The 16,598-nt window shown below is 45.6% G+C and carries 9 protein-coding genes, 2 tRNA genes and 3 rRNA genes; all 14 read right to left on the bottom strand.

The window, feature by feature from the left end; genetic code table 11:
- Nucleotides 1–23: 23 nt before the first annotated feature.
- Nucleotides 24–938, bottom strand: coding sequence for an MlaD family protein (locus EQU24_RS00660; RefSeq protein WP_026130246.1), 915 nt, complete (start codon nt 936–938; stop codon nt 24–26).
- Complete coding sequence (locus tag EQU24_RS00655) at nt 931–1,713, bottom strand: ABC transporter ATP-binding protein (RefSeq protein ID WP_017841362.1); 783 nt, start codon at nt 1,711–1,713, stop codon at nt 931–933. Before EQU24_RS00655 ends, EQU24_RS00660 begins: the two co-directional genes overlap by 8 nt.
- Complete coding sequence (locus EQU24_RS00650) at nt 1,710–2,846, bottom strand: MlaE family ABC transporter permease (RefSeq protein WP_017841363.1); 1,137 nt, start codon at nt 2,844–2,846, stop codon at nt 1,710–1,712. The genes EQU24_RS00655 and EQU24_RS00650 overlap by 4 nt, the downstream gene beginning before the upstream one ends.
- Before the next feature lie 780 nt (nt 2,847–3,626).
- Nucleotides 3,627–3,742 (bottom strand): 5S ribosomal RNA (rrf, locus tag EQU24_RS00645).
- A gap of 292 nt (nt 3,743–4,034) precedes the next feature.
- A 23S ribosomal RNA gene (locus tag EQU24_RS00640) occupies nt 4,035–6,930 on the bottom strand.
- A gap of 316 nt (nt 6,931–7,246) precedes the next feature.
- A tRNA-Ala gene (locus tag EQU24_RS00635) sits at nt 7,247–7,322 on the bottom strand.
- Nucleotides 7,323–7,393: 71 nt separating this feature from the next.
- Nucleotides 7,394–7,470, bottom strand: a tRNA-Ile gene (locus EQU24_RS00630).
- Nucleotides 7,471–7,537: 67 nt separating this feature from the next.
- Nucleotides 7,538–9,072: ribosomal RNA gene (locus tag EQU24_RS00625) — 16S ribosomal RNA — on the bottom strand.
- The 16S, 23S and 5S rRNA genes sit together here with 2 tRNA genes alongside, the layout of an rRNA operon.
- A gap of 346 nt (nt 9,073–9,418) precedes the next feature.
- A complete protein-coding gene (gene msbA, locus EQU24_RS00620; protein WP_017841365.1) occupies nt 9,419–11,194 on the bottom strand; it encodes a lipid A export permease/ATP-binding protein MsbA in 1,776 nt (591 codons plus the stop codon).
- Between the two features lie 1,025 nt (nt 11,195–12,219).
- On the bottom strand, nt 12,220–12,792 hold the full coding sequence (locus EQU24_RS00610; protein ID WP_017841367.1) for a YceI family protein: 573 nt from the start codon (nt 12,790–12,792) through the stop codon (nt 12,220–12,222).
- A 185-nt stretch (nt 12,793–12,977) separates the two neighbouring features.
- Nucleotides 12,978–13,760, bottom strand: a complete 783-nt coding sequence (locus tag EQU24_RS00605; RefSeq protein ID WP_017841368.1) for a hypothetical protein — start codon at nt 13,758–13,760, stop codon at nt 12,978–12,980.
- 47 nt (nt 13,761–13,807) lie between these two features.
- On the bottom strand, nt 13,808–14,239 hold the full coding sequence (locus tag EQU24_RS00600) for a YqaA family protein (RefSeq protein ID WP_017841369.1): 432 nt from the start codon (nt 14,237–14,239) through the stop codon (nt 13,808–13,810).
- A gap of 65 nt (nt 14,240–14,304) precedes the next feature.
- Nucleotides 14,305–15,219: a copper oxidase gene (locus EQU24_RS00595; RefSeq protein WP_412768463.1), complete on the bottom strand. Its 915-nt coding sequence runs from the start codon at nt 15,217–15,219 to the stop codon at nt 14,305–14,307.
- 437 nt (nt 15,220–15,656) lie between these two features.
- Nucleotides 15,657–16,250: a hypothetical protein gene (locus EQU24_RS00590; RefSeq protein WP_026130247.1), complete on the bottom strand. Its 594-nt coding sequence runs from the start codon at nt 16,248–16,250 to the stop codon at nt 15,657–15,659.
- Nucleotides 16,251–16,598: the final 348 nt, after the last annotated feature.

Raw genomic sequence — 16,598 nt, 5'->3', positions numbered from 1 at the left:
ACACAAACTCGTCAGTGATACATTCACTTTGGCTCCTCATATCCCGGTTCGCCCGGAGCAGGCTCGGTTTTAATCGGCCCTAATATTAATGCTTGAGGATTAGCTTCTAGCATATTAGCAACTCGTTTTAATTGATCCATTGTGGACTGTAATTCATTCATTGTTTGATGCACTTTTGGTAATGTTGTCCGCGTCAGCACATCGCCAACATTCGCTCCCGATGTTATCAATGCATCTCCTCGGTCTCCAAGCATTTTTACGCTATTTGCCGCCGCTTTTAAATCAATCGTCAAATCACCGATTTGACCGAGCGTAGTCTCCGTACTATCTATTAAATTCGGCATTTTTTCCAATACCTTACCCAGCTGATCCTCAAGTTTTGGCATTTTCGCAGTGACGACATTTAGATTACGCAAAATTTCACGTCCATGCTCTTCATTTTCATCGCTCAACACACGGTCTAGACGTATCATCAATTGTTCGGCTTTCATTAATATTTCTTCACCTGAACTCAATAAACGATCCGTCAACGATGGCAACAACGGAATTCTTTGCTCCGGCCTATCACCAGGTAACAACCATTCATCGCTGTCTCCCGTATCTTGTAAATCGATTTGCGTTAACCCTGTCACCCCTTTTAAACGTAATGTCGCAAACCCCCCCCGTGTAAATCGTATATTGTTATCCACCTCAATTTCGACCAAAATCGTCAGTGGATCGCTCGGATCGAAATTTACCGTCAAAACCTTACCGACCGCAATCCCCCGGTAATACACGGTAGATTCTGGATTTAAACCGGTTACTGAGTCTCTAGTCGAGATCACATAAAGATCACGTGCTTTTTCAAAGCTACCGATCCAATACACTATGCCGACTAGTCCTATTATCAGTGTTAGTAAAAAAAGACCGGTAGCTAAAGCGTGCGTATCTCTACCCAAAACAATGCTCTCTATTCATAAAAACTTTCTCAGCGTGCTTATTATGAAAAAATTGTCTCGCAAAAGTATGGTTACACTTTAGCGCGACTTCCAACGGACCGTATGCAATTAATTTTTTTTCCGCCAGCACAGCCACTTTTGAACACAAATCATTCAAAACGTTTAAATCATGGGTGACCATCACAACCGTAAAGCCCAAGTCATGATGAAGCTCACACAATAGATCTACAAATCCTTGACTCGCAATGGGATCAAGACCGGATGTCGGCTCATCAAGAAATAATAACGCGGGCTCTAAAATTAAGGCTCTGGCAAGAGCCACTCTTTTAATCATACCCCCAGAAAGCTCTGCTGGCATGAGTAGTTCATCCTTTGCAGATAAGCCAACCATAGCTAATTTTAAAGCAACCAAATGAGATATCCATTCGAAATCCTTGACACCAATTTCCCGCAACGGAAACGCAATATTATCGAAAACATTTAACGAACTAAATAAAGCGCCTTTTTGAAACAATACACCACACTGACTTAACATCTGACCTGAAATATTTCCGGACTCATAATCTAAGGCCTGCCCCATTACCATAACACGTCCTTTGGTCGGAGCCTGCAGTCCGATCATTTCACGCATTAATGTGGTTTTTCCACTTCCAGATGCCCCAACCAAGCCGAGAATTTCCGCTTTTGGTAAACTGAAACTGATATTCTCGTGAATTACGTTGTCACCAAATTGGGTCCAAATATTTTCCATCTGAATTGCGTTCACATCATTCATGGCATTCCCGTTCCCATAAATAAAATTGCAAATATCGCGTCCACCATGATCACTACAGTAATTGAAGCGACAACGGAATTGGTTGTTTCATTCCCTAAACTTTCCGAATTCGGTTTAATATGAAATCCATAGTGACAGGCTATCATTCCTATTAACATGCCGAATACCGCAGCCTTGCCTACTCCAATAAATACATTAACCAAAGGTACGGAATCAGGCAGTCTCTGCACAAACTGTTGCATACTTATATCGAGCGTGTGCCAAGCCGACACCATACCACCTAAAAGAGCGGCCGCATTTGTCCATACCGTCAATAACGGTAAAGTTACTGTTAACGCCACTACTATCGGAAAAATGATTCGTAGCGAATGCGAAATTCCCATCGAGGACAATGCATCTAATTCTTCTGCAACGCGCATGATTCCTATTTGGGCGGTTAATGCAGACCCTGATCGGCCTGCCACTAAAATAGCCGCTAACAAAGGCCCCAACTCTCGAATAATACTCATCCCCAAAATATTGATAATGTAGATTTCCGCACCGAAGGCTTGCAACTGAAGTGCCGACAAATAACTAAGAACAATACCAATCAAAAAGCCAACTAACGCGGTGATGCCAAGTGCCTTTACACCGGAACTATATATCGTCATTGATATTTCCGGCCAAGGTATTTTGCTCGGTGATCTGAATAGATATACTGTGTCGAGCAATAATTGCCCAAGCAAAATAATGCCATTAAAGACATGCCTATAAAAAGCCAAAATGACTTTATTTGAGTCTTTGAAAATTTGTACCAAACTTTTCTGTGCTTCTTCCGGCCGTGCATAGCTAAAGGTTTTCCAGCGATCGAATAAGCGCTTATGCTCCGGTCTCATTTCTACTTGATTTGGAAACTCCTCTCCCCATGCTTGCCATATCAGCCAAGCCCCCGCAGTATCGAGCGCCTCAACCTCATCAAGGCGCCATATGCAATCCGAATTATATTGCAGTCCTTTAAGATCTCGAGTAATAGAGGGGCTTTCGTTGATTGCTAATAAGTTCCATGAACCTTTGAGATTAATAGAAGATAAGTTATTTTCCTGTTCTATTTGCAACACCGGTTTAGCAATAAGCTTATTATTTAACGAGGCCATCAACGTATTTTTCCATTGTTACAAGTAAATACAATCATTCGACCATTCTATAGTAATTTGGTTTTCTCCCATGAATCAATTAGCTTTATTGCAGCAATTCCCAATTTGGAGATCAAAAAGGGTGTGGGGTATGCTTGGCGAGGATGTCGGCAGCAGGAGCAGATTTTTGCTCCTGCAAAATCTGCATTCACACCATCCTTGGCGCTTAGCTGCCGCCAAGCCCCCATGGATGGGTTTACGGCGTTCCTCGACAGGCATACCCCACACCCTAAAATCGGCGAAACTGCTCAAACTGGGAATTGCTGGCTTTATTGACTACTCCCTTTATATACCCTTTGCTAGTCAAATTTCGGCGTCGGGGTGCCCGTCAAAGGACGCCGTGAATACGTCCATGTAGGCTCTATGACAGCATCCATGCTGCCAAAGCCTTTGCCGAACACCCCAACGCCTCCATACGCTAATGCCTAAATTTGAAGTGCGATAGGTATACTCAAAAAATGGTTAGCTTTATGAAGGTATAGGGTGTGGCTAGCGAGGATGTCGGCAACAGGGAGTGCCGCCGTCGAGCCTACATGGACGTATTCATGGCGTCCTGTCGGGCGAGTGAGCGCACCGTCGACAAGGCGCATGGTTTCAAAACGATATTTATCAAGAACTCCTTCGCAAATCAAATGACATCAAACGGCAATGATTGTGCTTTATTGGCGATGCCATTCTATGACAAACCTTAAGGCAAAAAAAAGCCCGTGTTGAGTGATCAACACGGGCTTTAGGATAAGAGCCTGGCAATTCCCTACTTTCACATGGCAAACTGCCACACTATCATCGGCGCTAAGCGGTTTCACTGCCGAGTTCGGGATGGGATCGGGTGGGACACGCTCGCTATGGTCACCAGGCAAACTGGTTACAGCAGGTTCAACGCTAAGCCGTAAGGAATAAGTTGGTATTCTTTAACTCACTCGATACGCTCTCGGCTTCTTGCTTTGAGCCTACTCAAAACTCTTTACTTCAGGTGTTTTCGGTTTTATCAGGGTTTTCGGTCTCTGCCGCTTAGCCTTTCGCCTTGCGCCTTTTACCTTGCTCTTTTCACCTGTTTTTTTGGAAATCTGTACACGTTTTTCGCTCTCTCGCTTTAGCGATTGTCGGCCGTTGTATAACACTCTGGTTTTCAAACCGATTGGGTGTTATATGGTCAAGCCTCACGGGCAATTAGTATCAGTTAGCTTCATGTGTTACCACACTTCCACACCTGACCTATCAACCTGATCGTCTCTCAGGGCCCTTCAGGGGACTCATGGTCCCAGTGAGATCTCATCTTGGGAGAGGCTTCCCGCTTAGATGCTTTCAGCGGTTATCCCGTCCGAACATAGCTACCCGGCAATGCCATTGGCATGACAACCGGAACACCAGAGGTTCGTCCACTCCGGTCCTCTCGTACTAGGAGCAGCTTCCCTCAAATCTCAAACGCCCACGGCAGATAGGGACCGAACTGTCTCACGACGTTCTGAACCCAGCTCGCGTACCACTTTAAATGGCGAACAGCCATACCCTTAGGACCTGCTTCAGCCCTAGGATGTGATGAGCCGACATCGAGGTGCCAAACACCGCCGTCGATATGAACTCTTGGGCGGTATCAGCCTGTTATCCCCGGAGTACCTTTTATCCGTTGAGCGATGGCCCTTCCATTCAGAACCACCGGATCACTAAGACCTACTTTCGTACCTGCTCGACTTGTCCGTCTCGCAGTCAAGCGTGCTTTTGCCTTTACACTCATCGCATGATTTCCGACCATGCTGAGCACACCTTCGTGCTCCTCCGTTACTCTTTGGGAGGAGACCGCCCCAGTCAAACTACCCACCAGACACTGTCCCCAATCCAGATTATGGACCTAGGTTAGAACTTCAAACATACCAGGGTGGTATTTCAAGGTTGGCTCCACACCAACTGGCGTTGATGCTTCACAGCCTCCCACCTATCCTACACAAATAGGTTCAAAGTCCAGTGTCAAGCTATAGTAAAGGTTCACGGGGTCTTTCCGTCTAGCCGCGGGTACACTGCATCTTCACAGCGATTTCAATTTCACTGAGTCTCGGGTGGAGACAGTGTGGCCATCGTTACGCCATTCGTGCAGGTCGGAACTTACCCGACAAGGAATTTCGCTACCTTAGGACCGTTATAGTTACGGCCGCCGTTTACCGGGGCTTCGATCAAGAGCTTCTCCGAAGATAACCCCATCAATTAACCTTCCGGCACCGGGCAGGCGTCACACCCTATACGTCCACTTTCGTGTTTGCAGAGTGCTATGTTTTTGCTAAACAGTCGCAGCCACCAGTTTAATGCTACCCTCTTGGGCTCCATCCGCAAGGGACTTCACCTACCAAGGGCGTACCTTCTCCCGAAGTTACGGTACCATTTTGCCTAGTTCCTTCACCCGAGTTCTCTCAAGCGCCTTAGAATTCTCATCCCACCCACCTGTGTCGGTTTAGGGTACGGCCGCAGATAACCTGAAGCTTAGAGGTTTTTCTTGGAAGCAGGGCATCAATCACTTCGTCTCCCCAAGGGGACACTCGTCATCACGTCTCAGAATTATGGAACCGGATTTGCCTAATTCCACTCCCTACTCGCTTAAACTGCCTATTCCAACAGACAGCTGACCTAGCCTTCTCCGTCACCCCATCGCAGTTACCTCCGGTACAGGAATATTAACCTGTTTTCCATCGACTACGCCTTTCGGCCTCGCCTTAGGTGCCGACTAACCCTGCGTCGATTAGCGTTGCGCAGGAAACCTTGGGTTTTCGGCGTGGGGGTTTTTCACCCCCATTATCGTTACTCATGTCAGCATTCGCACTTCTGATACCTCCAGCCGACTTCTCAATCGACCTTCGCAGGCGTACAGAACGCTCCTCTACCACCTTACTTACGTAAGATCCGTAGCTTCGGTACTATGCTTAGCCCCGGTGAATCTTCCGCGCAAGCCGACTCGACCAGTGAGCTATTACGCTTTCTTTAAAGGATGGCTGCTTCTAAGCCAACCTCCTGGCTGTCTGGGCCTTCTCACATCGTTTCCCACTGAGCATAGATTTGGGGACCTTAGCTGACGGTCTGGGCTGTTTCCCTTTTCACGACGGACCTTATCACCCGCCGTGTGTCTCCCGTGCTCGCACTTGTTGGTATTCGGAGTTTGCATCGGGTTGGTAAGTCGAGATGACCCCCTAGCCGAAACAGTGCTCTACCCCCAACAGTGATACACGAGGCGCTACCTAAATAGCTTTCGAGGAGAACCAGCTATCTCCGAGCTTGATTAGCCTTTCACTCCGATCCACAACTCATCCGAATCCTTTTCAACGGATCCCGGTTCGGCCCTCCAGTTAGTATTACCCAACCTTCAGCCTGGTCATGGATAGATCGCCCGGTTTCGGGTCTAATCCCAGCGACTATGACGCCCTATTCAGACTCGCTTTCGCTACGCCTCCCCTATTCGGTTAAGCTTGCCACTGAGATTAAGTCGCTGACCCATTATACAAAAGGTACGCAGTCACCCATCCGAAGACAGGCTCCTACTGCTTGTACGCATACGGTTTCAGGTTCTATTTCACTCCCCTCTCCGGGGTTCTTTTCGCCTTTCCCTCACGGTACTGGTTCACTATCGGTCGATAAGGAGTATTTAGCCTTGGAGGATGGTCCCCCCATATTCAGACAAGGTTTCACGTGCCCCGTCCTACTCGTTTTCACACTCAGCAAATTTTCGTATACGCGGCTATCACGCTGTATCGCCAGACTTTCCAGACTGTTCTACTAATTTGCTCAATGCTTAAGGGCTGCTCCCCGTTCGCTCGCCGCTACTAAGGGAATCTCGGTTGATTTCTTTTCCTCCGGGTACTTAGATGTTTCAGTTCCCCGGGTTCGCCTCCTTAAGCTATGTATTCACTTAAGGATAATCAGGTTGTCCTGATTGGGTTGCCCCATTCGGAAATCCGCGGATCAAAGTTAGTTTGCAAACTCCCCGCGGCTTATCGCATGCTACTACGTCCTTCCTCGCCTCTTATCGCCTAGGCATCCACCGTATGCGCTTATTCACTTGACCATATAACCCCAATAAGTCTGACGTTATACGGATCAGCTGACATTTTCGCTTTCTGCTTGAGAACTCATTCAGTTCACGTTCGGTTCCGCCTATTTTAATCGCTCCCCTTGCCTTTCGACACGGGCGCTTCTAAACTCGACTTCTCCGTCTGTGTACATGAACTTGTTATTTGTATCTTCTTAGTTTAAATTGCTTTAAACGCTGAATTTACAGTGTACAGATTTCCAAATTGTTAAAGAGCTATTACTGACGTTGTTGTTTCGTCACCAATGCTATACAGTCTTTTCGGGTGTTCGCCGTTAAAACTGTATAGCATTGGTGGAGCCAGGGAGGATCGAACTCCCGACCTCCTGCGTGCAAGGCAGGCGCTCTCCCAGCTGAGCTATGGCCCCTTGGGGGGTCGTGCAAACCAGGCAGTGCTAGCTTGACGGGTGGTCCTTCCGCTTCCAGGCTTGCGCCGCGTTGGTGGGCCTGGGAGGATTTGAACCTCCGACCTCACCCTTATCAGGGGTGCGCTCTAACCAACTGAGCTACAGGCCCAGGCTCGTGACGTCTTCGATCAAAATAATTTGTTGTGGGTACTTATGACGAACGCTTGCTGTCTTTGTAAGGAGGTGATCCAGCCCCAGGTTCCCCTAGGGCTACCTTGTTACGACTTCACCCCAGTCATGAATCACAAAGTGGTAAGCGCCCTCCCGAAGGTTAAACTACCTACTTCTTTTGCAACCCACTCCCATGGTGTGACGGGCGGTGTGTACAAGGCCCGGGAACGTATTCACCGCGACATTCTGATTCGCGATTACTAGCGATTCCGACTTCATGCAGTCGAGTTGCAGACTGCAATCCGGACTAGGACCGGCTTTCTGGGATTTGCTTACTCTCGCAAGTTCGCTGCCCTCTGTACCGGCCATTGTAGCACGTGTGTAGCCCTACCCATAAGGGCCATGATGACTTGACGTCGTCCCCACCTTCCTCCGGTTTATCACCGGCAGTCTCCCTAGAGTTCCCAGCTTGACCTGTTGGCAACTAAGGATAAGGGTTGCGCTCGTTACGGGACTTAACCCAACATCTCACGACACGAGCTGACGACAGCCATGCAGCACCTGTCTCAGAGTTCCCGAAGGCACTCCACTATCTCTAACAGATTCTCTGGATGTCAAGGGTAGGTAAGGTTCTTCGCGTTGCATCGAATTAAACCACATGCTCCACCGCTTGTGCGGGCCCCCGTCAATTCATTTGAGTTTTAACCTTGCGGCCGTACTCCCCAGGCGGTCAACTTAATGCGTTAGCTGCACCACTAAGTCTCAATAAAGACCCAACGGCTAGTTGACATCGTTTACGGCGTGGACTACCAGGGTATCTAATCCTGTTTGCTACCCACGCTTTCGTACCTCAGCGTCAGTTTTAGGCCAGAGAGCCGCCTTCGCCACTGGTGTTCCTTCCGATCTCTACGCATTTCACCGCTACACCGGAAATTCCACTCTCCTCTCCTAAACTCTAGCTGCCCAGTATCAAATGCCGTTCCCAGGTTAAGCCCGGGGCTTTCACATCTGACTTAAACAGCCGCCTACGCACGCTTTACGCCCAGTAATTCCGATTAACGCTCGCACCCTCCGTATTACCGCGGCTGCTGGCACGGAGTTAGCCGGTGCTTCTTCTATAGGTAATGTCAAGGCATCGGGTATTCGCCAACGCTTTTTCCTCCCTATTGAAAGTGCTTTACAACCCTCAGGCCTTCTTCACACACGCGGTATTGCTGGATCAGGCTTGCGCCCATTGTCCAATATTCCCCACTGCTGCCTCCCGTAGGAGTCTGGGCCGTGTCTCAGTCCCAGTGTGGCTGATCGTCCTCTCAGACCAGCTATGGATCGTCGCCTTGGTAGGCCTTTACCCTACCAACTAGCTAATCCAACGCAGGCTCATCTGATAGCGCGAGGTCCGAAGATCCCCCGCTTTCCCCCTCAGGGCGTATGCGGTATTAGCGTGAGTTTCCCCACGTTGTCCCCCACTACCAGGCAGATTCCTACGCGTTACTCACCCGTCCGCCACTCGTCGGCTCCCGAAGGACCGTTACCGTTCGACTTGCATGTGTTAAGCATACCGCCAGCGTTCAATCTGAGCCATGATCAAACTCTTCAGTTTAATATGGTTTGTGACTAAATAAGATCAGTCACCAATCTTGGCTCGACTAAGAATTAAACGTAATCTACTTGAATTAACGTGTTGTTCTTGCGTCGAATAGCTTTAACCGCTAAGCTACCCGCCACAAGCACCCACACAAATTATTTTGATCTGCTTGTTAAAGAGCTGGAAGACTTTCTCTCCCGTTGAGCCCGCCTATTATACAGAGGCAAAACTCAATGTCAAACTTTATTTTCAATCTCTTTCCCCGTCGTTCCGCTGTTTCGCGGCGGGAAAGACGAGCATTATACAGCAACACACCAACCCGTCAAGAGTTTATTTTGCTTTTTCATTTTGTCGATTTACTTTATCCGGCATACTTGGTCTCACCATTAAACTGCATCTCGTATAACCTGGCATAAAGCCCTTTCTTTTCAATCAATTCCTTGTGACTTCCCCGCTCTACTATTTGGCCGTTTTCCATTACAAGAATCACATCCGCACTCTCTATGGTGGACAAACGATGGGCCACCACTATTGTGGTCCTATTAGTAAGAACGTTCTGCAAGGCCTTTTGAATATACCGCTCCGATTCGGTATCGAGGGCAGAAGTTGCCTCATCTAGGATTAAAACCGGCGCATTCTTTAATAATGCTCTCGCTAAAGCTAATCGCTGCTTTTGTCCTCCTGACAACTTAACGCCATTTTCCCCGATTTCAGTTTGCAAACCCTTCGGCATTTTTTGGATAAAATTCATTGCATAGGCATCTTTCGCCGCTTGCTTCACGCTTTCCAATGAAACTCCTTGCAACGCGCCATAGGCAATATTGTTCGCTACCGTATCGTTAAACAATGTGACTTGCTGGGTTACTACTGCAATTTGTCGCCTTAAGTTTTCCAACTTATAAGCGGTTATGTCTACGCCATCCAGAAGGATTTGACCCGACGAATATTCGTAAAATCTCGGCAATAAATTAATTAGCGTACTCTTACCTCCTCCAGAGGCACCAACTAAAGCTACAGTCTGCCCTGGCTCAACAGTAAAACTTATTCCTTTTAATGCCTCGCTCTCCGCTCCCTGGTATTTAAATCGTACATTTTTAAATTCAATTTTACCGCTACAATGCTTTGACTCATATCCGCCAGAATCATTCTCGAGTGGCTCATCCAATATGGTAAACAAGGACTCGGCCGCCACCACACCTTTTTGTATTTTTGAATTAGCATCACTCAATTGCCTAATGGGTCGCGGCAATAGAAAAGCGGCTGTTAAAAACGCAACAAATTCACCCGCAGTCGCCTCCTGCATTAAAGTCAAAGACATATACATTAAGCCGGCCAAAGCAATAGAAATAATTAATTGCAGCAATGGACCATGTAACGCTGATGTTGCTGCAAGCTTTAATGATTGCCGACGATGAAATTGACTACCTTCCTTGAATCTATTTTTTTCATATTCTTCGCCACCATAACTCCTGACGATGCGATGCCCATTGACCAGCTCAGAGGTTATATGCGTTAAATTACCTATCGAATTTTGAATATCTTTACTCAATGCTCGCAATCTTTTACTCACATATTTGACCAGCCACACAATAAATGGCGTTACCGACAAAAACGCTAATGTCAACAACCAGTTCATATAAAATAAATACAGCACTAAACCAAGCGCGGTCAGTCCTTCCTTAATCACGATTTGCACCGAATCGGTCGTTGCTTGAGTCACTTCACCAACGTTATGCGTGATCCTCGACATCATATAACCGCTATTGTTTGAATCGAAATAATTCGTAGGTAAGCCTGTATAATGATTGAATATTTCACACCTTAATGCATGGACAATACTTGTTGACACTTTTGCGATGAAATAATTACCCAGATAAGATCCGGTTCCTCTTAACAGTATCAACCCAATAAAGAGCAAGGGCATCAAACCTACATCTTCTCTCGAACCACTCTGTAAAGAGTCGATGATGTGTTTTAAGATTGCCGCAAACAATGGCTGTGTCGCAGCATAAATAAAGAAACCGATTATGCTTAAAAAAAACCAACTTTTATACGGCCTGACATAGCTCAGTAATCTTTTATAAACTTGATAACCGACCTTTGCTTTTTTCTGTTTTTTTAATTTAAAAATTTTCATGATCCCACAGTCTAATTCGTAACGAAACTAACCGACTGCTTAACTGATTAATGTATATTTAGCCCTGTTATCTTTCATTTGCCTGAAAGTTGGCTCAAGGTTTTGTTTTCTGCACTTCAAATTTTGGCGATGCTTAAGGAGGCACCGGGATGCTAGGCCGATCTTTGCTCCTCGGCAATCGCTGAGATACAAGGATGTAATGAATGCAGAAATGCAGTAGCATTTTTCTGCCCTGCATCGCCTAAGCGCTAACTGTTGAAACCCTAATACACGCCATTCATACCGCTTGCAAAAGCTTTGCCTACATTGACGTATTACCGGCGTCCTTTGACGACCGCCCGGTGCCGAATTTTGATCTACGATTGGTCTATAATGAAAAATCTTCTTAGGATTTGGTCGTAAATGACTTCACTATATTACTCCCTTTATACTCAAAAAATGGTTAGCTTTATGAAGGTATGGGGTGTGGCTAGCGAGGACGTCGGCAGCAGGGAGAGCTACCGTCAAGCTCCCATGGATGGATTTACGGCAGTCCTCGATAGACATATCCAATACCTTTTATTCTTTGGCGGTTTTTCAATCAAAAGGGAGTATGAAGGGTTCGGTTGCTCGATTGACTGGTGTCGGCAACCGGGATAGCCGCCGACAGGCCTACACGAACTTATTCACGACGTACTGTCAAGCGAGTTGCCGAACCCTCAACAAAACTCATATCTCCTGGACCTTATTTATTACGAAATCCTTACTTCATAAAATCGACTACTCAGATAATTTAGGTGCTGGGCGAATCCATTCATGGCAACCTGCAGAAACCTGAACAACATGGATCAGTGAATGCAGATTTTGCATGAAGCTAAATCCGCCCCACTGACGATTACCTCGTCAAACACACCCTACACCTTCTGAAAATTAGCCTATTTTTCAATTCGATAGGAGCAAATATAAACAATCCCGATAAACATTCAGACACTTACTTTTGGATAACCAAAGTAAAAGTCTTGCGAACAGCCCTATTAAAAATGTCTTTATTGTAAATTGTAAACAAGATTCAAAGTGACGGGTACCACTCCAGTAATACTTTGCAAATTAACGATTTCTCGTAACTTTTCAACTCCCGCCTGCAAACCGAACCATTCGGTATTCATTATAATCGGCTCGATAGTTGTCACCGAGACTTGGGCATTGGTTAACTTAATAATTCTTAAGTTAGCATCCATTGAACGCTCAACGCCCTGCAATCTAAGATTCGCGGTTACGGGCAGGTCCATCATTTGCCCGGCCTTTAACGAATCTAAGCGAGTCTTTTCAAATTTCAGCTCAACTAACGCTTCCGGAAAACGTTCAATTTGAAATAACAACTCCTTCATTCGCTCATTTCTGATCGGTACGCCGGTTTCAACGCTATCTAACTGAATAACTAGTTTGGCCACACCTTCATCACTTAACGATCCAGACATTTTATTGAACGTATGTTTCTCGGTAACGCTTGCATTTTTGGTAGTGAGAAAACTTAATGACGATAATTTTTGATTTAAGGCCCAATCGGCAAACGCCGTTGGCGCAAATAATACCAACCCAATTAATGCTAACTTTTTCATTTTCAACCTCGGTTTAAAATCCAAACAATCGAAAAATCACGCGACTGAACCGCGCGTAAATAACTCAAGTGACATGAAGCAACTTATTGTTTACCCATTGCCAACCAAATTTTCGTGCCGAAACTTGATCAAAGGTACAGCAACATTCACGATGAAAAATTTTCACTCATAGAAACTCCAACTACCTATTCATCCATCGTTTGATAAGCGGCGGCTCTACTTCTCCCGATAGGTACCCAAGCAGATATATTTGTTAAGCCTCTCATGACCGGCGCCGCCCCGCCCATCGCAACCGCATCGACCAAACAATACCAAGCAGCAACTCCGCTCGGCGGATTTCCTTGTGGAAGACCCAACACAGGATCAATGGAAGCCCACGTCCAAGTTCCGGCAGCCGTCCCAATTAACTCCAACCAGGTTGTGATAAAAAATGCAGCCAGATAAACCAGCGGAGAACGTCCTTTAAATAAATAACCTAAAAATACGCAAAACAACAGCGCCCCTACCGAGTCTCCCTGCACAGCCAGGCCACTGATGCCCCAAATCGACCAAAGTCCACAAACTACGACGACGAATAGCGCAATCATTCGTGCATACCGCATAAAGAATCCGGAACGCGCCAACGCAACGGCGGTCAAGTAAACCATTCCATGCCCCGGGGGAACATACGCCGGTACATTTTCAAAGCGATAGGTATACCCCCCCATATAAGGAGACGCAAAATGCTCGCCGACTGTCGCAAAAGCTACGGCAATAATAACTTGCATCCTTACTTCACTGGATTCACCCAACAACAAACCTATGAGAAAAACCCATCCGCAAACGCCCAATGCATTTTGTTTTTCCATGGTAGCGTTGGCATCTACGACCAAACACACAGCTACACAAAAAAATGTAAATCCTGCAATAAAATAGTCGCGCGGTCTATGCTCGTAAGCAATACCCGGCTCCGGAAAATGTCTTAACATCAAACTTCCTCGTTGATCACATATTTAAACAAAAGCAGCAATCCTCGTTAATTTCCCGCGAATACCCAGGAAATCACCGCATATCGAACTAATTTTCCAATAAAAATGAATACTATAGATGAATACAAAGATAATTTTAACCACCCTCCGGCAAAACAAAAACCATCTCCGATAACAGGCAACCATGAAAATAAAAGCGCCCATTGTCCCCATTTTCTAACCCACATTATCGCTTTTTGTTTATTAGTCTCTAACAATGATTCGATAGGATATTTCTTTGCCGCCAAATATCCTAAAAACCAAGTTGTTAAAGCACCTAAAGTATTGCCGATCGTCGCAATACCGACTAATAGTATCACTTGGTCTTGATGGTCCGACACCATCAGAGCCAGCACGGCTTCAGAGCCGCCTGGAGCAATCGTCGACGATATAAAGGCACTAAAAAATAAACCCGCAAACCCTAGATAATCTTCCGGCATTTACTTAACCCACAAAAAAGCCCCTGAAACCCATAGGTTACAGGGGCTTGACCCATTTTTTACATTTATTTCTCAGGCAATACTTTATTTTTTCCTGAAAAAACGGACTGTAGCACTTTGGAAAAAAATCTGTATATAAAACCTAACACATTTCCGATTAACTCAAATACATAAGAAACACCTTCGGAAAAACTCATCCCTTTGAATTTTTTTGCTAATAAAGGCGAGATCAACAAACCAATCGCCAAACCTATCACCATAACCCCGGAAAACCATGAGCTATTCTCTTGCGAAACTGTGTTACTTGTTATTGCCGCTGAAGCGGCTTGGGACTGAATAGGATTATCGAGAATTGGGGAAACTTCGTAACTATCCTGAATCACATAGGGAGTCACACCCGGGATACTCGGCAAATCGCCGGCTCCCTTACCTACTTTCAACTGCGCCTTCATCCCTTTCTCCATGTGTTGGGCGATATCGCAATGCACTAAATAGGTTTTATCTCCAGGCGGTAAAATTAATGTACCCGATATTTTTCCGGGACCGGTTACTTCCAAATGGAACATACCTTTCGGATACAAATATTTGGGCAAGCCATGCATCATCCATTGATGTCGAATATTGTCATCGTTAATGAAATTAACCGTCAATTTGGTGCAGGGTTCGAACTGAAACTCCTGGGTATCGAATGCAAACATTCGCCCCGGAAATTTTTCGGCATATTGGTGTCCCGCGCGAACCGTAATTTCCTTAGTTGCAGCAATCTTATCGCAACCACCGGGCAAGGTATCCGAATTTTGCCCCATTACCATTCCGCCGCCCATGTCCATCAGATGGCCGCCACCGTGATCCATCATATTGTTGTGCTCTTCATACTCCTTTGCTTGGAGCACCGTCGATGCCAACATAAAACTTGCAGCAACCATTGAGAAAAATCCAAACCTCATTATTTTCACCTTAACTTTAAAATTCGTCTTCATTAATAACTTTTTGTCGACATTCTTAACCATCTGACCGTTTAGGATCGTTCGCTTGACCTATTCCACTCGGCCACAATTTCGGATTTTCGTCCGGCCTTTTCAGATCACCTGCTCCGCCTAACACAGTTCAAAGCGGTTTCTAGGCCTGGAAAAGACCCGTATCGTCGAACACCAGTTTAACAAGCCTTGCCTTCCGATTACCGGTTCTCAATGATTGCTTACTTCCTTGTCTACGCTATTAATTAAATGACTCGCCTTTAATATTTGCAACCAAAACCGACGATAAGCATTTGAAATAGATTTGAAAACAGAACTTAGCAAATATTTCATTCCTGTCATAACCAGGCATAGCACATGCATTGAAATGGGCTATGCCTGTATGTAATGACAAAAATTGATTGGCGACTTTCGAGTATTCACCGCCACCCAATAAAAACTTAGGCTTCTTTGATTTTTCCTAACAATTCGTCAACTTTTTTCTTAAATCCGGCATGAGACAGATAGAGGATATAAAGACCGGCAAACACAAAAAAGGCATATAACGCCATTAAACCCGTACTGGTCTGTTGACCTTTACCTGCGACAAAGCCCATGTGAACATCCAGCCTTTCGCCTTCATCAGGTACCAGCGTGATGTGAATTAGGTAATTTCCGACCTCTGGAACGCCTTTATCCAAAGTTAACGTTACTGTCCCGGATTTATGTTTTGACGCAGGCAAATGAAATACGCGAGTACCCTCAGGCTCTTTTGTCACCTCGAACTCAACCGACATCTTTCTGTATCGTGGATCTTGATAATCGAAAACTAATTGAGTCAAAGTGTTAATGCTAGGAATATTTGCACAAAATTCCTCGGCTGGAAAAGCATTGGGTTGATAAGCCGTGTAATGAACCCAGTGCCCAGGCTCCAATTCAAACTTACATTGATCGGTATCGGTACCCGCCGCACCACCATGAGCCCAAACGGAAGCGGAAAAAACCAAGCCCATAAGCGCTAGGAGACTATTTCTTACGATGTTCTTTCTGTTCATAATACCTTCCAGTTTTGTCGGTTAATTATAATTTTTATAATTGCTTGTTGCTCTTTTATAGACTAAAACCAGCGATAAACCAAAGCTTCGAATAAGCAAAAATCTGCATTAATTTTTTATTATCACTGATGCACTTATGAACTCTAGCATATCGCCCAATACAAATAAAGCCACTCCCGTCTTAGTCAATAACCTTGTCAGGTGGGAACATGTTCGTCGAGGCGCACCGTAAACCCATCCATAGGGGCTTGACGGTATGACCTTGATGTCGACTTTCGCCTAACATTCCGCCCACCTTTTTTGTTTATTAGACGTTTTTTCGCTCATGATAAACGTAATGATATGACA

This window comes from Methylotuvimicrobium buryatense, assembly GCF_005931095.1.
GTDB classification, from domain to species: Bacteria; Pseudomonadota; Gammaproteobacteria; order Methylococcales; family Methylomonadaceae; genus Methylotuvimicrobium; species Methylotuvimicrobium buryatense.
The sequence above is the reverse complement of the archived record's forward strand: the minus strand, read 5'-3'. Positions and strand labels throughout refer to the sequence as shown.